Consider the following 21,014-nt stretch of genomic DNA (forward strand, 5'->3'; position numbering starts at 1 on the left):
AACAGGGCTTCTGATTTCGGTTATTCAGGTATGCATCTTCGTCTTTCATTCGGCATCAAACAGTTGTTTGCAGAACTCCGAGTATGTAGGTACATGCTCCAATTTATAATTCATGATCTTAATGATCAACCCTTCAACAATGGTCTGTGACAGATCGTCACGCTCTTGGGGTCTGACCTGATATCGCATCCGCTGAATGATAGGTTGGAATGCACTGATAATTTGAAGCAAGCTCTCCCGATCTCCATTCTGTGCCCTCTGCACTGCATCATAGAATTCAACCTTGTTTGGATTCATCTTTAATCACCGCTTTAATTACTTCAATAAGGGTACTAATATTTACTGAGAGCTGATCCAGCTTCTTCTCAAATCGGGTAAATAAATATAATGTAATCATGATGGGAAAACCGACTTGACTGATTCCTCCTATAAAAGTTGCAAATGCGCTATTATCCATTGCTTACTCCTTTCTCCAGTAAGGTTTTCATTTTTTTCAGAGCTGTATTTCTTGTCTTCGCTATGGCCTGCTGGCTGACCTGAAGCCTGTTCGCTATTTCATGATCATGGTAGCCTTGTCCATAATATAACGTGGTGACATGCTTCTGCTTATCCGTTAAGCTCTCAAAGGCCACTTCCACCTGCTCATCCACAAAGCCTTCTTGGAAATTCATATATCGTTCATCCGACTGTAAAATATCCCCTGAAGTTTGATAGGCACTCATCGTCTCACCGATACACACACTGGACTCGTCCGAGGATGGCCTGTCATAGATTAGTACATTTCGAGCTGCATAACGTTGATTACGCCGCATCTGATCGATACTCATGAATTTTAGCGATGATGTGACGTAGGTGACAAACCGAAATTGAAAGAAATACTTACGGAACGCCTCATTTAGCTCCTCTTCCTTACCTGCCTCCCCTCTCATAGACTCCAACAATAACTTCTGGTGCTTCTCTTGCTCAAAAAAGTGTAGAACAACCCGATTATGGAATAACGCGGGATTTTGGTGCTTGTACTCCTCAAACTGTGCAGCAACCGCATGTTTTGTGTAGTCACCAATCTTCTCTAGGGTACTCATCTGGCTCCCCCTCCTTTAATCTTTATATATAAGAAGGCGTTCTTACCAATAGAAAAAACAACCATTAACCAGAACATTTGTTCCCCTTATTATACTATATTTTTTTCCATATCGTACAAAATAACTAAAAGATCATCCTTTAGGAGTACTTATCCCCATGTTCCATAGATATAAAAAAATAAGACACCAGCACAATTAGGCCGATGTCTCATTATCATATTTAGGGTGATCTAGCTTACCTGAGTATTGATGTGGCTTTTGGGTATTCATCGAGACGTTTGATCGAATCCAGCCGGATCGTGATCTTCTTGGTTTTGCGATTTTCGGAAGAAAACCAGTCTTTCAATGCTGAATACTCGCTTGTCTCTAACGCTGCCGTTTCAATAGTGAATTGGTTATTATCTATCCAATCATATGAGATGATGGGCCAAGTCGGCTTCAACATAAATGGCTCTTCAAGAGCAGCTGATGTATACGGAATGATTTTTAATTTTTCGAGATCCACGGCAACAAGAATTTGTCTTTTGACCAGACTACCTTCATCATAAGCGTAACGAATCAACACCTTTTCTTGATTTGGAGAAATTTTATAATCCTGGAATATGCCGACAGGCATGGTTAGACTTTCGCTCTTATTTCCATCTGTTTTAACTAAAATGGTGGAACAATCCTTGGTCCCACAACCATATTTAAGTATCGCATACGTTTCGGAAGAAGGTACATCCAGCGACGTAAATTGAGTACGCGCAATCTCCGATTGGAAATCTGCTTCATTCAATAAATAATTCTTATATTGAGGAATGTCGTTAAGGGATAATTTTATGGATTTCCCCTCACTTTTGATTTCAACTAAATCAGGTAAAGTCGATAATTCGTTTTGCGGGAGTACCGTCTCTGTGGAGGCTGTTTCAGTTGCCCCACTCGCGGATGAGTTGTATAAATACAACCAAACCATACTCCCCGAACCGACAACGAACAAGAGCAAGAAGAAGAAGATCGCATATTTTTTCATAACCGTTTCCTCATTTCAGGTTGTTTTAGGGTCGACTTCGTTCGCTTTATGAGTATTCCCAAACATAAGGAGATGAAGTTATATGGCACTTACAGACAGCTTGAAAGACAAATTGTTGAGAAATACCGGATTCTTTGAAGGCAACAATGGTTATTCGAACGTTACAGGTAATTTTGATGGACAAGGACTTTCGTTTGGCATTATCCAGTACAACTTTGGTCAAGGTACCCTGCAACCTTTACTGAAGGAGTACATTCAGAACAACGAAACCGAGTTCAAAGCCGTTTTCGGTACTTCCAAAGCAGCGACCCTGAAAGATGTGGTCAACAACAAAACAAAATCACAGCAAATTGCTTGGGGTGAAAGTATCTCTACAAGTGGCGGTAATGTAGTATCCGAATGGAAGACACTGTTTGAGTCCATGGGGGCAAAGTCTGCGAACCAGGCACTACAACGTAAATACGCCGAAAGTTATTTTAATCGCGCCATCACCTTTGCTGGCAAATTCGGCATTATTAGCACCCAGGGGCTTGCCTTCTTATTCGATCATTCCGTGCAGTCCTGGAGCCTTTCCGGAGAAAGCTCCATTATTTCCGAAATTACATCTCTCGAAAAAGCATGGAGAGATATGGGCGAGACGGGTCGTTATCCCGACAAAGAACGATTGTATTCTGTCTTGAAAGGAGTTAGCGGCTCAGATCCGATTGCCCGCAGAACCGCCATCCGTAATGGGTCAGGTACCGTACACGGAAAAAGTTATAACATTGCAGCATTTGGCTTGTCATACTCGACCAACTTTTAATATGGTATAAGCGGAACACCCCTTTGTGGGGTGTTTTTCCAGTTTAAAAGCATTATATAATAAGAAATTTTGATGCGGGTTTCAGTTCTGTCTCAAAGCTCCAAGGAACGGAACCAAAATTGTAACAATTAGTAAATCATTCGTTGGGTTAATTATTGCCAATCACCTGTTGAAATCAAGGTTCCACAAGGCAAAATCCTCCTTGACTGTTACGTAAGGTCATACTTGATAATGAACTCAAGCTTATCTAAAGGAGAGATTTATAATGAAGATTACCGCGTTACGCTCGGATAAAATCTATGAAGAGATCATCCAGGCTGCACCCGATGAGAAATTGGAGCTATATCGCGAGTATATGATGGGTCCATTCATGAACAAATGGAACATTCAGCAGATTCCGTTTCGATCTCATGAGCCTTACGGCTTCGATGTGATCATGATGAATAACTTTATGAATATTGCTCCAGCAGATATAACTCCTGAGATCAGCGAGCCGCTGGCAGCGATTTCGTCTGAAGTATTTTGGCAGCAGTGTCATGAAGCTGTTACGTCAAGTCTATCCACCTTTTCAGAGGATGGGATTGAGCTGTCCGTTTCCGAATATCTGTACACCATTTTGTTAGGGGACAAGAACAGCCCAACGTTACAGATAAATGAAGGCATATGTGGAGATGGCGGTATTCCCGGTTATATTATTGCGAACCTGATCCCGGATGCTTATACTCTACCTCGTATCCAATCCGTGTTGGCCCATGAATGCAATCATAATGTGAGGTATCAATATATCCAGTGGAATCAGCATATTACGCTTGGGGAAATGGTTGTTAGCGAGGGGTTGGCAGAGAACTTTGCGACATCTTTATATGGAGAAGAGTTACTAGGACCCTGGGTATCCAAAACGAATATGGAAACATTGAATACCTTGATCAAACCGAAAATAAAGGACCAGCTGCATATCACCGGTTTTGACCAGATTAATCCGTTTCTGTACGGCGATGAACTTGCGAAAATACAAAACTTCACGCCCGTAGGTATGCCCTATGCGGCTGGCTATGCCTGCGGTTATCACTTAATCCAATATTATTTGAACCAAACAGGCAAATCGATTACCGAAGCAACCATCACTCCGGCAAGTGTTATCCTTGCGGAAACAAAGGACTTTTGGAATGAAGACGCCCTATTTCACCGTTAAAGATATCATTCAGATTACAGGCATCACCAAACGCGCATTACATTATTACGATAAAACGGATCTATTGAAACCGAGCAAAGTCGAGGACAATGGCTATCGGTATTACGATCAAGAGGCACTGGGGAATCTGCAGATGATTCTTTTGTTCAAAGAAATGAATTTCTCATTGAAAGACATTGCAGCCATGATGCAGCTCTCCAAAGAAGAACAGAAAGATATCCTAAGAGAGCATCGCAGTACGCTCGTTCAACGAAAACAAAAGCTCGAAACCATCATCGATCAGTTGGACGAGTTTGTGGATGGGACAGATATCTCTCATCTCAATCTGTTTGACAACTCTCCCATTCTGTCCATTCAAGAGCAATATGAGTCTGAGGCAAAGTTTGTATATGGAGATACCGAGAAATATCAGGAATTCGAAGCCAATGTGAACCGACTGTCTATGGAAGAGCAACAAAAAGCCTACCAGCAGTTCTCGGTAAACATGGAGCAGGTATTTCGTGAATTAGCGAAACATCAGGAGCGGTCTCCTGCTTCTGGTGAGGTACAAGCGTTAGTGCGTGAATGGAAGAGCTGCCTGGAACAGTTCATGGTCTGTGACGCTGAGATTCTGAGATGTATTGCAGAAGTCTATACGACCGATCGTCGCTATGCGGGTTATTTCGGTCAGTTTGGCGATGAGGATTTTTTGAGGTTTTTGTATCAAGCGGTTATGGTTTTTGTGGAGGGTTAAGATGTGTTAGCTTTGAAAGGTGTTGGATTTCCTTCGAAAAAACACACAGTAAAAATACGAATCTCCATCAAAAAATGAATGGAGAAACGATTTATTCAAAGGTTGATCGTAGATAGTTCAGACTTTGTTCAAGCCAGTAGCTGTTACACTCTTCTTAAAGCCGAACACAGATCAATGGTCAAATCAATTAAATGCCCCTATTTGTAACTGATGTACCTAACAAACCCATGGCTAGAGCTTCTAAGCCATGGGTCTGGTAATGGTTATTTTAAATTCTAGAAATGCTTTTATCTAAACTCACCAGCTAAATCAACTCCGTCAAATGTAGCCTTTGGATAATAATAAATAAACATAGGTAGGCCTGTGAAGGAATCAGACTTATTTAAGGTAAGGAAATCCACTTTACTAGATGATGTCTGGCTTACTGTGTTGTTATAAATTTTACCTAATGCTCCAGTTTCAAAATTCACAATACCTACACAATCAATCTTAATTTCAGCCCGGATGTTTCTTTTTATGCCAGATGTGTCCCATGCGTCCATATACAAATTCCAGCTATTTTTACCGAATCCATTGTCATATTCTACATAACCAGTCAAGGCTAATGTTTTATTATTACCTGTGAAAAATTTCTTAGTGACCGAAAGGGTTGACACTTCCCCTTTATTTTGAATATATGTTATATTATTGTTTAAAGATGAGTTTTCTTTTAAATATTGTGTATCTTCGTCAGAAAATGGTTCGTTCACTTCATACTTTTCTAGTATATTTTGTATTTTTAAGACTACATCTTCCTCACTTGCACTTGCGTGGGCTGAATTTGTAAAAAGAACGGAAATGGATAATGAAACCAAGAGTAAAGTCAATAACATACTGATCTTCTTCATTTTAAATACCTCCTAAAAATTATTATGAAAGGGGTTTCGACTATGCAAATTGTGTGGAATAATATACTTATTTTCGTTGTTAGCCTTATTGTCTTAGCCGGACTAGTTTCTGGTACAATCTACTTTTTCATAAAAAATAGATCTAAATAGTTCACCTCCTTATGACGATACCGTTTCCATATAATATATATTATTCAATAAAATAACATAAAATCCTCTTTTAAAATTTAATAATATCTAATCTTTTTATATTGATTAGCTGTTATACTTATATAATGGTGTTCGATCTCTCTACAATTATTAGACAGTTCCCCTATTGAATAATATAAGTGAACTACAAAAAGTTAATTTCAAGAAAGCAAAAAGCGTACCGCTATTCCACTGGTACGCTTTTTGCTTTTTCTTCTTGGTAAATTTTTATTTGCCAAGTATAATTTCAGTTCGACTGATTTTACAACAGCTTCTTCTCGCTACTTATCAATAACTTCCTCCGCTCAAAATACGCATGCAACCGATACAGACAAATCTCCTTCGTCCAGCGATATAGTAGCGCCTGTTCCTCCGCATCCTCCACCTGTGCATTCAGCGAGAACACCCCATCCTCGAAACGAGTCATGCTGCCCTTCGCCCCACTCCACTTGGACATTGGCATATCATCAATCAACTTCTCGACTTCAGCTGCCGTCTTCTCGTTCCATTCCCAGAGCGCAAGCTTGTCCTTTTCCGAAAAGTCTTTTCGTTTCCGGTATTCCTTCTCTGTCAGATACGTATGGAAAAATCTCGCCATCTCACCCGGCGTAATCGGGTCCATCCAATGTGCTTCGCCTCGCTCCAGCATGTACAGCAGCACGATCATCTTGTAGCTTTTGTTCATGATCGTCTTCTCCACATCGCGCAGCCAAGCCTCCTGCCGGACGCACACCTCTCCCTCAGCCGGAGACAGCAGCTCTGCCCAATACAGAAACCCAATATATGAGCCAAATTCGCTCCGATACCCGCTTCTCTTGGAACGCCCCATCAGGTGCAGCTCCAGATAGGTTGGAATGCGCCCCAGCTCTCGCTTCACATCCAGAAAATCCTGATGCAGCTTCTCGCGGCGCGGCAGCCGTTTTCGGCTTAGCTCCTGAAGCAGGTTCACCACTTGCGTCTCCAGATGAATCCCACAGTTAGCCGGAACCTCAGGCACAGCCGAATCTATTTCTCTCCGCTTCGTTCCTCATCTCCACGCACATCCAGCAGACTCAGCTTCACATCCGCATTCCGGTAATTCCCGATCAGGTCGATGATGACACAATGCGATTTTCCCTCCGCCAGCCGCAGACCGCGCCCCACCTGCTGTGTAAACACCGTGAGCGACTCGGTTGGACGCACGAACAATAGCGTATCCACGCGTGGAATATCCGTACCTTCGTTGAACAGATCCACCGTCAGCACAACCTCCAGCTCACCCGCATCAAGCTGCCGAATGGCTTCCTCCCGCGACATCTCCGTTGTGCGCGAATGCAGACTTAGTACCTTCACGCCCTGACTTCGGAGATACGCAGCCAAATAATCCGCCTGCCGGATCGAAGAGCAAAAGCTAATCGTTCTCGTCTGTTTGTGCCGGACCCAGGCTGCATAGATCGTCTCTACATGCTCCTCTTGCAATTGAACGGCCATGAGCTGTTCTTCATCATACTTTGTCCCGATCCAGCGAATCTGCGAATAATCCGTATCGTCGAATACCCCGTAATATTGAAATGGAGCCAGCCAACCTCGCCGGATCGCTTCAATAAAATGCATCTGGTACGCCACATTCCCATCACAGAGCGCATACACATCCTTGCCATCCAGTCGATCCGGGGTCGCCGTAATGCCCAGCAGGAACTTAGGCTGAAAATGCTCAATCACCGACATATACGTCTTCGCCGCCGCATGATGGAATTCGTCCACCACAATCAGATCAAAGGCATCCACTGCAAATCCATCCCGGTGCTTTTGCATACTCAGCGTAAAGATCGAAGCATACACACAATCCGCGGTTCCATCCTTGTACTGTCCGTTATATATCCCATGTGTGCGCTCCGGCATGATCCGCTGAAAAGACTTCTTCGCCTGGAACAAAATCTCTTCCCGGTGGGCCACAAACAACACCCGCTTGAACCGCTGCGCGAAGAAGCCCGCCAGATATGTTTTACCAAGCCCGGTCGCCATGACGACCATCGCTTTGTCGTACTGTTCCTCCATCGTGCCATGGAGCGCTTCGAGGGCATCCAACTGCGCCAAACGCGGTTGAATCGGCACCAGCGACAGCTCGGCGGTTTCTTCCTCTTTGTCCTCTGGCAGCCCTGTGCCGAATTCCGCCTCTTCCATCTCCGTGATCCGCTGGATCATCTCCGGGTTCTTCTGGTGATACTTTCGGTACTCTTCTTCGTACAGCGCAATCGAATCCGGATTCACTGGTAATGTCGTCTCATGGTAGAAGCTCTGCATGAACTTGTCCAATGCTGACTGAAACGTATACGGCTCCGCCTCGGCATTCATCGCCAGATTCCATTCATAACCCGTCTTCAGCGCCGTGAACGAAAAGTTCGACGAGCCGACAATCAGCAGTCCTTCCCCGTTGTCATGATCGAACAGTTAGGCTTTCGGATGAAAAGAAGTTCCCACACTTCGCCACAGTCGTGTCTCTATTCTTGGATCTACCTCACACAGCGCCCGCAGTCCTTCCGGCTGCGTGATATACAGATAATCTCCCGCGAGCATCCGTACCTCGGCTCCACGTTCTACCGCCCGTTTCAGATGCGGGGCCAGCAGCTTCACCCCAGACTGCATAATAAACGACGTCATAATATAAATCCCGGACGCATGCTGCATCCGGGTGATCAGTTCATCTGCCAGGTTGTCTGTAATGAGTTTAACGTTAAGCTTCGTCGACATCGATCAGATACACCCGCTCCTGGAATCCGCCACGCGCCTCGGCTTTGTCCGCCCGCAGTTTGTCGAGCTGTGCAGCATTCGCCCCGTGTACCTCCGCCAGCGCCCGGATCACTTCCAGCATGTCGGCCAATTCTTCCAGCGCTTCCTGATCGTTCGCTGCACTCATGTATTCTTCTGACTCTTCACGCAGCTTTGTTCTTAGTTCTTGCTTATACTCCTCCGGGTCCAGAATGCGCGTCTGGCATTCCTTACCGCTGGATGTGATAATATGCGGAATCTTGTCCCGCACCAATTTGTTGTATGTAGGCATATGGCATAACATCCTTTCTAAGTGGGAGTCTTCGATTCTCGCGCCAGAATCTCCCTTTTTGCCATTATACCATTTGCCATGGGGAGGGATGGGTTGATTTAATAGAAAATAGTCAACAAACACACCAATGGGCACGACGTCAACAATGCCGCTGTCAAACTGATCTGTCCCGCGACTCGTCCTCCGGTAAACTCTTGCCGTGAAAAGAACATCCAGATCGAGAGGTACGCAGCGTATAGTGGGAATGAAATCATCCCTCTAAACGTACTCGGTTCCATATACCCATTCATCATACTTTTACCGATTAGGATTAAAGTAACCAATTCCAATATAGATAATATAAAAAACGCGATAGCAATCACTCTTTTCAAAATGTACACCTACTTTCCAGATGCAAAGCAAGGAGCATCCTTTGTATTCCCTGCAAGATATCCTTTATTTGGATGATGTTATCTTGTAAGCGTAACATAGATTACTCAAGCGTTTAATCCTAAGAAGCCATTTAAAAATCAATCTTACTCTGATGAATTATTCATTATTCGTTTGGATAACTCGTACAATATCTCTTCTGTTCGTTGAAGAAGCTTTTCGATGTTGTTCAGTTCTAGTGGCTGGTCATGTGAGTAATCCGCTGGGGATGACATATGTTGCATCGTGCCGATGAACAAGGCAATATCCAATCCGGGTTCAGTGTCCGTATGTACGAGAGGCAAGATTTCGTTCATGGTGAGTTCCTTGGGTGGATGAACTGAATGATACTTATGGATATATAGCGCCTTGATCATAGAGGCTAGAGCCCAATCGCAGAGAATCAGGCAGACCTTGAACTGATTGTGATTGCGCATGATGGTAGCAAGTTTGATGTGATACTGAGCATGTTGGTGACAGTCCATGATTATAGTATGTAGCATGTGGTAAGCAGGAATATGTTTTAACCTAGGTTGTATGGAGATACCATGATCTTGCAAACGTGAGGTAAAATCTACTTGGTGATTACAATGTGCTTGGGCTACTGACCATTTTTTTGCCATTGTCATCCCTCCAAAGAGTTAATACCAGTATTATACAATAAATTGATACATATAGTAATCAAATAAATTATTTGTATTCTTCGTTTGGTGTTTACCTTGAGGAAACTTGTCTACACTTTTGAACATAGAGAGGTGAATACCATGAACGAGGACAGAGAAGTTCTGAAGCTGGTCGGAGCCAGAATTCGCGCACTACGCAAAGAAAGAGGGTATTCACAGGAATCCCTCGGAGAAAAAGGTGGATTTCATTTTTCATACATAGGACAGATCGAACGTGGTGAAAAGAATGTTTCTTTGGTGAACTTGGCAAAGATCGCTGAATCTTTGGATGTAAATCTGATTCAATTATTTGCTTATATAGAAGAAGAGTTTGAGGTAACTGAAGATGAGAAACAAATCAAAGAAATTGTACAACTGCTAAGAGATTCTTCTCCTGATAATATTCGTGTTGCCAAAAATGTTATTAAAGGAATATTGATGTGAAAACAGCAAACCCTATCCGTCCATTTATGGATTGATAGGGTTTCTCTCTACTTTGCACAGTCTATGGTGCACATTATTTTGAATTTGCTCTGCTACATAAATAATTCATCAATTCTTGATCCCGACAGTAAACATAACAACCTTTCATACCCCGAGACATCAAGATTTTATAAATATTTTTGATAAGTTTTGTTAGTTCCTCATTCTTAAATTTAAGCCCTCGTTTTCCCATTCTATCTTTGTACTCCTCATAATCTGAATACAGTTCCATTTTATTCGAATCATATTTTAGATCATTCCCTATGATTACGCCTACATAATCAAACTCAAGACCTTGAGACGTATGAACACATCCAATCTGATCTATACCACTTTCATCAATAGCCCAAGTGCTTGATATGGAACGAGCATTCCGTGGCATAACAAATTGATGTTTTTTCAATAGTTACATCGGGAATTTCTCCGTTCCGATTGCCTTCCTTATCAGCAGTCCAATTCCAAGCAAATCCAGCCTACATTCTTGTCTTATACCCTTGATCGTTTTTACTTTTGACTAGATCGTACACTTCGTTTGGTGTGTCATTAACTTAAATTCAAAAGAATCTCGATCCGTTCCATCGAAATTAGCGGTAGGACGAATCTGCAATGTTTGTTGGTGCCGATTCAAGGCCCGGAACTTATACTGAATGTTGTACTCCTGATGCGCTTGTCCAAGCGCGTTGGCGCATTCTTTGCCCTTTGTCCTTGGAATCTAGGTACGTATAACAATGTTCAGGCAAACGCAGAAAGTCATGCAACAAATACACAGAGGGGGCCGTTTAGATTTACAAGTGTATCTTATAAAAATTCAAGTGGAGTTTGGACTGTAAATGTCACAGCTCCAACCGCTGAAAGCCCTTATTCAGTCAGTAAGACCAGTAATGTAAATTTCAGAGTCTATGGGCCTTAAATTCAACCTTTTACAAGGAGGATAATTATAATGAGAAATAAAAAGTGGTTTCTTGTCGCAGCAGCAGTTATCGTCCTGAGTGGAGCGTTTTACATGAACTCTATTTCTGCTGAAAGTCCTACCCAACTAATCCAAGATCAGCTTGTTAAAGAAGGAGTGGCTATTTCAAAAATCGTCACCCAAGAGAGGAATTTAAAATTGGAAACAAAATCAACTTCTACTTCTGGAGAAGCAACCATAGAGGATATTAAAGCCATCCGAAAAATCCGGAATGAAGTAAGAAGTGGTGTTAATGGAACCTCTCAAATCCAAAATATTGATCTCACGATCACGGGCAAAAATGGTCAAAATATATACAATGGTGTTTCTAATGACATTACCCAAATACCAGACTCCTCATTTAAAATTGTAGGTAAGCTCGATTCTGAATCAGTCCAAAACGCTATATATAGTGAACTGAAGGCAAACGGTGTAAGTGTGGAATCGACAAAAGTTATGGATAACCAACTGGGTGGAAAGCTGGCCTCGATCGTGCTTACAACGGAAATCCCAGAGGTGAACAGTCTCGTTCCTAAAATTGAGCAATGGATCACAGCGCTTAATGATTCTGATGGTATTGGAGTTTCTCAATATGAACTGACCGTTAATGATAAAAGTAATCATTCAACGTTGTTATATTTGACAACAGATTTAGTGTATCGTGATTTTTATTGGTGGCAGTCCCCAGCTCTTGGCGATGAAGTTTGGACAAAAACTAAACCAGAAAGCAAAGAATCAGCTGCTAGCAAAGACAAAGTTCCGGCCACAATTGAAGAAGGAATACATGCTGGACCCTCTGGAGCAGATAACAATGGAGATGAAGGGCCTCAATTTAAAAAATATAAAAACTGAGTTTATCTAAACTCTCGTTTGAAAGACACAACAGAATCTCCTCAAATTCAGAGAGATTCTGTTGTGTTTTTTAGTATTTTAGAATCTAAATTTCATTCAGCCTTCGTTTATAATTTTTTGGGTTAATGCTCAATGGGCACTATAATGAAAAATAGTCAAACAATACACTTATTCGCCACCGCCACCATCTTCGCGGGCATTTCTTCCTGCAGTCGCCACACAAAGCTCATCGGTTTATTCCCCTCATGACTCACATAATCTGCTTCACCCAGGAAGACAAATGGAGATGTATAGTTATGCTCCTCCTTATACTCCCGCACGAACAGCACAATCCGGTTGCCTGTCTCCCGGTGATGAATATACCGCTGCGCGGTAACCGTATGCTCTGACACCCGGCTCTGGGTCTGCCAGTGGAACAAACGCTCATTGATCGCATAGTCCTCATACAGCGTGGAGGGTGAGAAGTCTTTGTCCGATTTGTTTAACGTAATGAAGAAGATATCGGTCTGTTCATCGGCAAAATACTTCACGCCTTCACGGAAGGCGGGTGATTGCTCAGCGTTCCAGTAGCCGAAGGCGGCGAGCACTTGGTCGATGGAGTACATACAGTGGATATCCAGTGGACAAGTGTACGGGAACGAATTACTTTTATCCACAAATCGCAGATGAGCCAGATTGTATTTGAAAATATCCACAAGCTCTGCCCGGAAAGCCTCGCATGACAGAATACGCTTTACACCCTCTTCGATGCTGCTCAGCCCCAGCTTGTCCGGGGCAGCCCGATGGAAGGTGTAATAGAACATGGTGAACATGCGCCGTTCATCGGCGGTCCTGGGTTCTTTGCCTTTTTCAATGTAGTCGTTCAAGAACGTCAGCCAGCTTCGAGAGTTGATCGTCAGCACAGACGGCAGTCTGCGGATATATTCCTCCTGCTCGCCCTCGATGGGCGATGTTAATCCGGCTTCGGCCAACAGGCCGTGGAAATACCTTTTCCCCGTGCGTCCACCATACAATTCAACCAGTGTCATCCCGTGATGCTCTACAAAATGAGCCAAGGTCAGCGGCAGTCCGGTATCTTGCTGGAACGTTTGCAGCTTCTGAATCAACGCTCTGCGATTACGACTCATCTGCTTCAGGTTGCGCATGATGTATTCCTTAGCTTGCTTTTCCAATTGAATGAAGGTGCCGCGTGGCAGGTTCGAAAAGCCGTTCTCAACGTAGTGCGAGATGGAATGTTTGGTAGCGCCGATCAAGGCGCGGAATTTATCCTGGAACCTGTACTCCTTATGCGCTTGTCCGATGAAGTCGAGCACGGTTAGGCACTCTTTGCCCTCCGCCATCCGTAGTCCACGGCCGAGCTGTTGCAGAAATACAGTCAGACTTTCGGTAGGACGCAGGAACAGAATGGTGTTCACCTCTGGGATATCCACGCCCTCATTATACAGATCCACTACAAAGATCATGCGCAGTGCCCCGTTTACCAGTTGTCCTTTCGCAGAATGACGTTCATGCTCGTTCGACCCGCCATGCAAGGCCATGGATGGAATGCCAGCTTCGTTGAAGATTTTCGCCATATACAGCGCATGATCTACACCAACACAGAACCCGAGTCCCTTCACGTCCTCCAGGTCGGTCACGTATTTGTTCAGACTGTGGATGATCTGGGTGGCACGGATTTTGTTATGGGTATAGAGCTTCTCCAGTTCGTTCAAGTCATAGCCTTTACGCGACCACTTCACCTGAGATAGATCGACAGTATCGGTGACGCCAAAATATTGAAACGGGCTGAGCAGCTTCCGATCAATGGCATCAGTCAGGCGAATCTCGGCGGCAATCGTATGATCGAAGTAGGCTGTAATGTCTTTGCCATCCATCCGTTCAGGTGTGGCAGTGAGGCCCAACAAAATCTTCGGTTCATAGTGGGACAACAGCTTCTGGTATGAAGGAGCAGCGGCATGGTGGAATTCATCCACAATGATGTAATCGTAATAGTCTGGGCTGGTGATCTCCGTCAGCTTCATGGAGTTAAGGCTCTGAATGCTAACAAACAGATGGTCCAGCGCCTCTGCTCGGTGATTCCCGACATGCAGCTCACCAAAGTTCATATCCTTCAGGATATACCGGAACGTATCCCGGCTTTGCTTCAAGATTTCTTCCCGATTTGCGTTAAAAAGCAGCTTTGCTCCCGCATGGCCTGCCTGGAACCGCTTGTAGTCGAAAGCAGAGATGACCGTTTTGCCAACACCTGTGGCGGCGACGATCAGATTGCGGGTTCGTCCATACAGCATACGCTCGGCGTCTAGCTGTTCCAGTACTTCTTTTTGATAATCGTAAGGCTGGATGTCGAGGTGAAAGTGGTTAGACTGATCTTTTTTGCGATTCAGAGCAGCCTTCAATTGTGCCTCATGGTCTTCATCTTCAGCCATATAACGCGTAAATTCACGGTCATTCCAGTAACTCTCGAAGGTTGCTTCAATCTTGCGCAGCACATCGAGTGAATCTTTCTCCGTCACCTTGAGGTTCCACTCCATGCCACTGGTCAGCGCCGGGTTGGATAGGTTGGAAGAGCCGACATAGGCTGTAGTGAATCCGGTATCGCGGTGGAAAATGTACGTTTTGGCGTGTAACCGGGTTACTTTGGTATCATAGGAAATCTGGATTTCAGTGTTGGGCAGTTTGCTAAGTTCAGTGATGGCCTTGAGGTCGGTTGCTTCCATATACGTAGTCGTGATAATTCGCAGCTTCCCGCCGCCTGCTGTAAATTGTTGAAGCTGTTCCAGCAGCAGACGAAGCCCACTGAATTTGATAAACGAAACAAGCCAATCGATCCGATCGGATGTCACGATCTCCTTTTGCAATTCGAGTAACATACTCGGCTCGGACTTCGCGCCTGTGAATAAAGAGCTTTGGGCGATGGGAGTATCTGGACGAACGATTTTGGTATCCCGGACCGCACGAATGCTGTTCAGCTTGGAATACACATGGGTCAATACTTCCCCCTGCTCATCCAGCTGCAATTCGTTGTATTCTTCTTCCCCAAGCGTACCTTTCAGGGTAGCAATAATCTCATTACACGTTTGGATTTGCGCCAACACAGCTGTCTTATCCTCCGTTTGTTCCCGTACAATCTTAAGCGCTCGCCGGGTCACCGCCGCCAAATACGTGGACAGCAGCTTACGCGCTTCCTCTGCATCCAACTTCTCGGTTCCAATGTTATACACATCCGGGTCCAGCGCCGAAATCTCCTGTCTGGTGATGGTGTTGATAAGCTGTTCATATATGCCTTGTTTCATGAATATACCTCGTGTGGGTGTAGGATGGTTGTGGATATGTAAGTGGTACAAATACTTGGTGAAACTACTGGCATAGCAAAAAATAACTTCTTCTATTATTATCGTCCAGCATGGGGAAAATTTCATTAGTTGTTTTGATACCAAAAAAGGAGTTCTCCCTATGACAGGAGCGCCCCTTTTTGAATATGCATCGTATTATGCCTTACAAACCATCTGAATACATCAACTTATCAATGTCTAAGTTATTTGTCCGATCTGAGTACAAGATGCGCAAACGTGGTTGTCCTTGGTATCGATCTAGATAAAGCGCAACTTCTGTTTTCTTATTATTGATTACCCACCGTGATTTAAACATAATGTTCCCCCTACTCAGGTCCAATGCGTCGTCGTTCGTTAGACTAGACTCTGCACCAACGATGTATATATCAGTCGAATTGGTAGGTTTACCGTATTTGTCTTCCAAGGCATCTTTGATGCCGTAGTATGTGTTCATTTTATCTTCAGAAGTCGCAAGCGTGTTACCCTTCACTTCGTAGATAGTACGAACCAGTTTGTTCTTGTAGAACAAGTAAGATAACTCTGCAGATGTTGAGGAGACCGACGAACTGTATGTAAGGTATGAAAAATGGTTAACACTTCCTGAATCAATCAGTTTGTCCTTTTCTAGTTTCTTGATTTGTTTAGTGTTCATGCCCCACTTTACATTGCGAAAGTCTGCTTTCGAAGCAGCAGATGCGGAAAGTGGTAAGATCGCGATCGCTACCATGAACAAAGCAATGAACATTAGAGAAATTTTCCTCATACGTCAACTCCTTATCGTATTTTTTATAATTATACCACGGAATTATTTGTTTGGATAAAACAGCAAATAGCACCTCTACTTACGATCTGGTAGAAGTGCCTGAATCTTAATTATTGTGCTTCATTTAAATGTTGTTTTTGGGATTGATATAGCACCAATTATTATTGTAGGATGCCTTTATCTTTTTCATATCTTCCAAATTGTAAAACCAATCTTCCTCAATCCATACTCTTGCATCGGGGATTCGCTCAGAAATGCAAAAGGAATTTAAATAATAAATCCTCATTATCATCAAATTCCTCAGAAACTACTGCTTTAAAATATTCATTTTGCGTTATCATCCCAGTCATAAGTAACGGTTGGAAATTCATAAGGTTCATCATATACACTATATGCTCCGAGCAGCACTCGATAAAAGATAAGTCCGCATGCTCTTTCCATGTCTAAATAGTATAAAAGATGATATCCCCATGAATTAAATCTCCCAACAATAAGATGATACAACTTTTCACTGCTTGCCAACCATGATTAGGAATGAGCTGACACCAGCTACTGTATAGATTCATTTTCTATACTCTCAACTTCTAACATCTTTTGTTCAACCCAATTCATAACCATTTCTGCCTCCTCTAAAGCAATCACTCCCCTTTTACTTTTAAATTTGTAAGTTTCGTAAGCCCATAGTAATATAATTTTCACAAATTCAACTGTCTCTAATTTACAGATCGGTTCAATTTCATCTTCTTCCTCATCATAAAATGGATCTTCAATTATTGTATAATCTTTATGTGATATAACGCTGGATGCATTTCCTCCATGTCTATATTCGGGTATACCCCCCCTTAATATTTCAAAATAATTCTCAATATCTTTTTTCAAATCTTCAAATCTCCAAGGTATATCAGATCCTAAGGGATCACTTATCATACTGGCGAACTCTAGTGATTTTTCCTCGTCAAAATCCAATACTACCATATTAAATTCATCCATATATTTCAATTTATATTTATATTTTATCATCACTAATTTACCCTCCAATTCAGTATATTGGGTATGCTGAGATTATCTTATCATTTCTCCTCCGCATCCAACTTCAAAGTCCCAATGTTATACACATCCGGGTCCAACGCCGAAATCTCCTGTCTGGTAATTGTGTTGATAAGCTGTTCATATATGCCTTGTTTCATGAATATACCTCGCACCAGTGTAGGATGGTTGTGGATATGTAAGTGGTTCAATTAAATACTTGGTAAAACGAAATGCATAGCAAAAAAAATTTGGCGACCTCTTCCCGGCTGAATTCCGAGAATAAGTCACCACTTAATAGAATTTTCTCATAATGATGCCTAATTGATGAAGGGTTATAACCAAATCACTTTCTTTTTTTAATAAATTTGTTGTTTGCTGCCTTACATTTCTTTTACTTCTTCTATTTCAGACTTGAATCGTTCTTCAATGTTTTGTTTGAGTTCATTGTGTTTTGCCATATCATTCTCATGACCGTGATCCATGGAATTTATGTTTAATTCTTCTGACTCCAAACTAAATCTGCCATTGTTCATATTAATAACGCTGTAATCCCCATAGGTATTCTGTTTAAGGTACAGCACATACTTTTCGCCCTCACTAATTTCATTGTAATTCTCAATAGAAATTTTCTTCGATTTAGCATCTTCTTCAATCAATGAAACAGGTTCGATTATAATCATTTCGTTATTCTTTGTGATTGTAGCGGATGCTGAACTTTTCAATACTTTGAGAACATTAATCGGGGTTTTCGTATAAAAATCTTCAATGGCTTGTGGTAAATTCGCACCAGCTGCATCAGGGTCTGCATATTTAACAACATGCTCACGATCCACAAATTTACTATCCGTTTTGGCTATTACAACCAAATCTGCATCATCGAATAATTTGTTTTCTTTATCAAATTCCTTATAATTCCCATGAGTAACAACCGTCTCTATATTATCTTTTTCACTTAAATCTGAACCACTTTTTTCTATAACACTATTACTGCACGCGAATGCAAATAAAGAGAATGACGAAACTAATAAAAACAGTTGAATTTCCCTCATACAAATCCTCCTAAAATTCATAATTTAAGTTGATCTGAAACAGAACAATCCACAATCTCATGGAAAAGAAGGCCATTTACTGTTAACTTCTCCAGAAACATTTTGCCTCACTGTCTTGTCATACATAAATACTGCATTAAAGTCCCGATATGTTGATAAAGAACTATCCTCTATAGTTCATAGACAGCGGAAACAGAAAAAATGTTTCATTTGACAGTGCCAACCTACTGTAGTCTCGCTGTTCACCAATAAGTCAGATTCACACAACTAATCTTGAACGAGAACTATACAAATAAGCCTGTTCCTACTTAGTAACCGAGTAGGAACAGGCTATCTAACTATCTATTGCCAATAACAATCTTTAGGGTCGTGGATTCTTATAACACCAATCTGGATCGTATGGTAAAGCCTTTAATTTTTTTATATCCTCCCAACTATAAACCCAGTCATAGTCTGCTACCCAAAAATAATCATCAGGGTTTAACTTAAGATAGTGGTAAATAAATTCAAAAACAAGTTCTTGCACACCGTATATTTCTTCTATGCAGCCCACCTGAAAAAGTTCTCTGTCTGCTTCTAGTCCAACATCATCATTATAGTAAAATTCCAATCCCGGATTATCTGTTGCATCCACGTAGAAGATAAACGAATAGTTATTTTCTTTCACTAATTTATGGCTTATGTTCATAGTGGTTGAGAGGAAAAGTCCATCGGTTGAATAATTTTTACTATTGTGAAAGTTAAGCATAACATCTGCATTAAAAGCAGCAACTATTGAATCTGACAGTAACTTTTCAGTTGTATATTTTTTTCGATCCTTTAATATAAACGCGGAAGTTCCCACTAATTTATTGCCCCCTTTAATTCTTCCAATGAATTCACAACAGTTACACCTTGCTTTTCAATGCGTTCTAACATTAGTACATGTTCTGATCTCAAGTTGGTTAACGGTTTATCAATATATAAAATTACCTGCTTCTGTTCAGGATTAAAAAAGAACTCGTGGTTTTTATCCATGAATTTATTGAATTGATCTTCTTTTACAGCTTTAATTGAAGCCTTCACCTCAATAATTGCACTTTTGGTAACTACGTCTAGATCACCTGCCGCTTCGCCATTCTCTTTCAAGATTTTTTGCCCAAATGCTGTGATTTGCTGCTCCTTATTAATAAAGTCGGCAACCTTGGCTTCAGTGGCTTTACCTACGTCTGGACTTTTCAAAAAGTTAACAACATCACGATTAATATTTTTAGGGTGTTGGTCAACAAACGTCAGTTCATTCCCAGCAGGATTCGTATATTTTATTTTGTTTCCATCCCTAACTATACTACCAACATTCCCTTCTTTCCCCTTACCTCCACCTGATCCTCCCAGATCGCTATGCTTATTCTCCACCGAACGAAACGCCTTACCAACGAAAGCATAGGCCAACACTTGACCCATCATGGAGCCGCCGTAATAACCCAGTCCATCCTGATCAATCTGTTTCTTCTGTTCTTCCACAAACTGCTCCACTTCAGATCTCGCCGTACCGTTTCCCCAGGCTGTGTCAAATGCGAACTTAATGCCTCGCCCAACATCGACCACCCTGCCCACCGTCATCGCATATGCCACACTGGCCACCGTGCCGAACGGATCATAAAAGAGTGCCTCCGCCGTCTGACCCATTCCAGTTACGGTCTCTCCAATCGACTTGTCGAGCAGCCCTACACCGAAATTCCGTTTCAGTTCCTCAGGAATATATAGAGCAACCTCACCCGAACCATCCGTTGTCCTGAAATTCTTCGCAATAAAAATAAATTCATTCTGAATTTTATCTAAAAGTCCCAATGTAGCAGGAAACACTTCTTTCACCTGCATAAAATCCCAAAAGAAACGCTCTCCCGTCACACCCGACCAATCCGATTGCAAAAAGTAGATGGATTTCTCCAGCTCACGGACCATTCGCTCCAGTTCCTGTTTCTTTTGCTGGACCAACCGGGCCTTTTCCTCCAACACATCAGGATGTACCTGAATACGTTGCATGTCGTTTCACCGCCAACCTGTTCGTAGTCATTATCCCTAAATTTTAACAAGTAAGAAGAGAGATTGGAATCAAACGGAGGATTCATTTTCTCATTGGTTATCCGGTAGTTGGGGAACATTCCTGAGCCAGCTCTTTTGCGCAATAGTGCATGTTCAGCATCGCTTGAATGCCACGTCTATGAATCCGAATTCAACTTCCTCCTTGTAATTTCCCCCTCATAACATCAATAACATAAGCACTAATGCACCATAATAGAGACTGAACATCATCATATGAAGCAATGTATACAAGGTAGAAAAGACAAACGGGAGATGGGTTGGTAACAATTTTTACTACCGGAGCGTTCCCGGCTTTGTTTCAATATTTCTTCCCGATGTTCGACAAATAGTAACTCCCCCCTTCATGACATTCACTACTCGTGTAGCGAGGAGATGAAGATACAGCAAAAGGCCATTTCTTCTTGTTTTCCTATGAACCCAATCAAAATGAATTTAATAACATACTATAAACTATCACTTATAGGA

Annotated in this window: 19 protein-coding genes and 1 pseudogene; 5 read left to right on the top strand and 15 right to left on the bottom strand. The window is 42.3% G+C overall.

Going from position 1 to position 21,014, the window contains the following annotated elements:
- Positions 1 to 45: 45 nt before the first annotated feature.
- From PPA03S_RS06550 to PPA03S_RS06565, 4 genes are all read right to left on the bottom strand, one after another.
- Positions 46 to 297 carry a helix-turn-helix domain-containing protein gene (locus tag PPA03S_RS06550; RefSeq protein WP_062321049.1) on the bottom strand — a complete coding sequence of 84 codons (252 nt, stop codon included), beginning with the start codon at positions 295 to 297 and terminating at the stop codon, positions 46 to 48.
- A complete protein-coding gene (locus tag PPA03S_RS06555; RefSeq protein ID WP_062321050.1) occupies positions 278 to 457 on the bottom strand; it encodes a YvrJ family protein in 180 nt (59 codons plus the stop codon). The genes PPA03S_RS06550 and PPA03S_RS06555 overlap by 20 nt, the downstream gene beginning before the upstream one ends.
- The gene (locus PPA03S_RS06560) at positions 450 to 1,082 is read right to left on the bottom strand and encodes a sigma-70 family RNA polymerase sigma factor (RefSeq protein WP_062321051.1); all 633 of its coding nucleotides are present in this window, start codon (positions 1,080 to 1,082) and stop codon (positions 450 to 452) included. Before PPA03S_RS06560 ends, PPA03S_RS06555 begins: the two co-directional genes overlap by 8 nt.
- A 235-nt stretch (positions 1,083 to 1,317) precedes the next feature.
- A complete protein-coding gene (locus PPA03S_RS06565) occupies positions 1,318 to 2,094 on the bottom strand; it encodes a hypothetical protein (RefSeq protein ID WP_062321052.1) in 777 nt (258 codons plus the stop codon).
- Positions 2,095 to 2,176: 82 nt separating this feature from the next.
- Between PPA03S_RS06565 and PPA03S_RS06570 the strand changes: the two genes are divergently transcribed.
- From PPA03S_RS06570 to PPA03S_RS06580, 3 genes are all read left to right on the top strand, one after another.
- The gene (locus tag PPA03S_RS06570; RefSeq protein ID WP_062321054.1) at positions 2,177 to 2,896 is read left to right on the top strand and encodes a hypothetical protein; all 720 of its coding nucleotides are present in this window, start codon (positions 2,177 to 2,179) and stop codon (positions 2,894 to 2,896) included.
- Between the two features lie 265 nt (positions 2,897 to 3,161).
- A complete protein-coding gene (locus PPA03S_RS06575; RefSeq protein WP_062321056.1) occupies positions 3,162 to 4,088 on the top strand; it encodes a DUF2268 domain-containing putative Zn-dependent protease in 927 nt (308 codons plus the stop codon).
- The gene (locus PPA03S_RS06580; RefSeq protein WP_062321057.1) at positions 4,063 to 4,821 is read left to right on the top strand and encodes a MerR family transcriptional regulator; all 759 of its coding nucleotides are present in this window, start codon (positions 4,063 to 4,065) and stop codon (positions 4,819 to 4,821) included. Before PPA03S_RS06575 ends, PPA03S_RS06580 begins: the two co-directional genes overlap by 26 nt.
- Before the next feature lie 287 nt (positions 4,822 to 5,108).
- Here the strand turns inward: PPA03S_RS06580 and PPA03S_RS06585 are convergent, their stop codons facing one another.
- The 4 genes and pseudogenes from PPA03S_RS06585 to PPA03S_RS06600 all read right to left on the bottom strand — a co-directional run bounded on the left by PPA03S_RS06585 (position 5,109) and on the right by PPA03S_RS06600 (position 9,968).
- Positions 5,109 to 5,708 carry a hypothetical protein gene (locus tag PPA03S_RS06585; RefSeq protein ID WP_062321059.1) on the bottom strand — a complete coding sequence of 200 codons (600 nt, stop codon included), beginning with the start codon at positions 5,706 to 5,708 and terminating at the stop codon, positions 5,109 to 5,111.
- Between the two features lie 451 nt (positions 5,709 to 6,159).
- Positions 6,160 to 8,627 (bottom strand): annotated as a pseudogene (locus PPA03S_RS34490) (DEAD/DEAH box helicase family protein).
- Positions 8,611 to 8,937 carry a nucleoside triphosphate pyrophosphohydrolase gene (locus PPA03S_RS06595; RefSeq protein ID WP_062321061.1) on the bottom strand — a complete coding sequence of 109 codons (327 nt, stop codon included), beginning with the start codon at positions 8,935 to 8,937 and terminating at the stop codon, positions 8,611 to 8,613. The pseudogene PPA03S_RS34490 and the gene PPA03S_RS06595 overlap by 17 nt, the downstream one beginning before the upstream one ends.
- A gap of 515 nt (positions 8,938 to 9,452) precedes the next feature.
- The gene (locus PPA03S_RS06600) at positions 9,453 to 9,968 is read right to left on the bottom strand and encodes a HEPN domain-containing protein (RefSeq protein WP_062321064.1); all 516 of its coding nucleotides are present in this window, start codon (positions 9,966 to 9,968) and stop codon (positions 9,453 to 9,455) included.
- Positions 9,969 to 10,109: 141 nt separating this feature from the next.
- Between PPA03S_RS06600 and PPA03S_RS06605 the strand changes: the two genes are divergently transcribed.
- A complete protein-coding gene (locus PPA03S_RS06605; protein WP_036606225.1) occupies positions 10,110 to 10,451 on the top strand; it encodes a helix-turn-helix domain-containing protein in 342 nt (113 codons plus the stop codon).
- A gap of 73 nt (positions 10,452 to 10,524) precedes the next feature.
- Here the strand turns inward: PPA03S_RS06605 and PPA03S_RS06610 are convergent, their stop codons facing one another.
- Positions 10,525 to 10,893 carry a DNA/RNA helicase domain-containing protein gene (locus PPA03S_RS06610; protein WP_062321066.1) on the bottom strand — a complete coding sequence of 123 codons (369 nt, stop codon included), beginning with the start codon at positions 10,891 to 10,893 and terminating at the stop codon, positions 10,525 to 10,527.
- A gap of 537 nt (positions 10,894 to 11,430) precedes the next feature.
- Here PPA03S_RS06610 and PPA03S_RS06615 point away from each other — a divergent pair.
- Complete coding sequence (locus PPA03S_RS06615; RefSeq protein ID WP_062321068.1) at positions 11,431 to 12,291, top strand: hypothetical protein; 861 nt, start codon at positions 11,431 to 11,433, stop codon at positions 12,289 to 12,291.
- Positions 12,292 to 12,446: 155 nt separating this feature from the next.
- On the opposite strand, the gene PPA03S_RS06620 is transcribed toward PPA03S_RS06615, so the two are convergent.
- The 6 genes from PPA03S_RS06620 to PPA03S_RS32200 form a co-directional block, all read right to left on the bottom strand.
- On the bottom strand, positions 12,447 to 15,584 hold the full coding sequence (locus tag PPA03S_RS06620) for a DUF3427 domain-containing protein (RefSeq protein ID WP_062321069.1): 3,138 nt from the start codon (positions 15,582 to 15,584) through the stop codon (positions 12,447 to 12,449).
- 202 nt (positions 15,585 to 15,786) lie between these two features.
- Positions 15,787 to 16,350 carry a hypothetical protein gene (locus PPA03S_RS06625; protein WP_217998926.1) on the bottom strand — a complete coding sequence of 188 codons (564 nt, stop codon included), beginning with the start codon at positions 16,348 to 16,350 and terminating at the stop codon, positions 15,787 to 15,789.
- 585 nt (positions 16,351 to 16,935) lie between these two features.
- The gene (locus tag PPA03S_RS06630; RefSeq protein ID WP_062321073.1) at positions 16,936 to 17,406 is read right to left on the bottom strand and encodes a hypothetical protein; all 471 of its coding nucleotides are present in this window, start codon (positions 17,404 to 17,406) and stop codon (positions 16,936 to 16,938) included.
- A 389-nt stretch (positions 17,407 to 17,795) separates the two neighbouring features.
- Entirely contained in the window at positions 17,796 to 18,464 is a 669-nt protein-coding gene (locus PPA03S_RS06635) for a hypothetical protein (RefSeq protein ID WP_062321075.1), read from the bottom strand.
- 361 nt (positions 18,465 to 18,825) lie between these two features.
- On the bottom strand, positions 18,826 to 19,308 hold the full coding sequence (locus tag PPA03S_RS06640; protein ID WP_062321077.1) for a hypothetical protein: 483 nt from the start codon (positions 19,306 to 19,308) through the stop codon (positions 18,826 to 18,828).
- A complete protein-coding gene (locus PPA03S_RS32200; protein WP_062321079.1) occupies positions 19,308 to 20,489 on the bottom strand; it encodes a WXG100 family type VII secretion target in 1,182 nt (393 codons plus the stop codon). Before PPA03S_RS32200 ends, PPA03S_RS06640 begins: the two co-directional genes overlap by 1 nt.
- Positions 20,490 to 21,014 lie beyond the last annotated feature (525 nt).

Origin of the sequence: Paenibacillus pabuli NBRC 13638, from assembly GCF_001514495.1 — a bacterium.
GTDB lineage: Bacteria > Bacillota > Bacilli > Paenibacillales > Paenibacillaceae > Paenibacillus > Paenibacillus pabuli.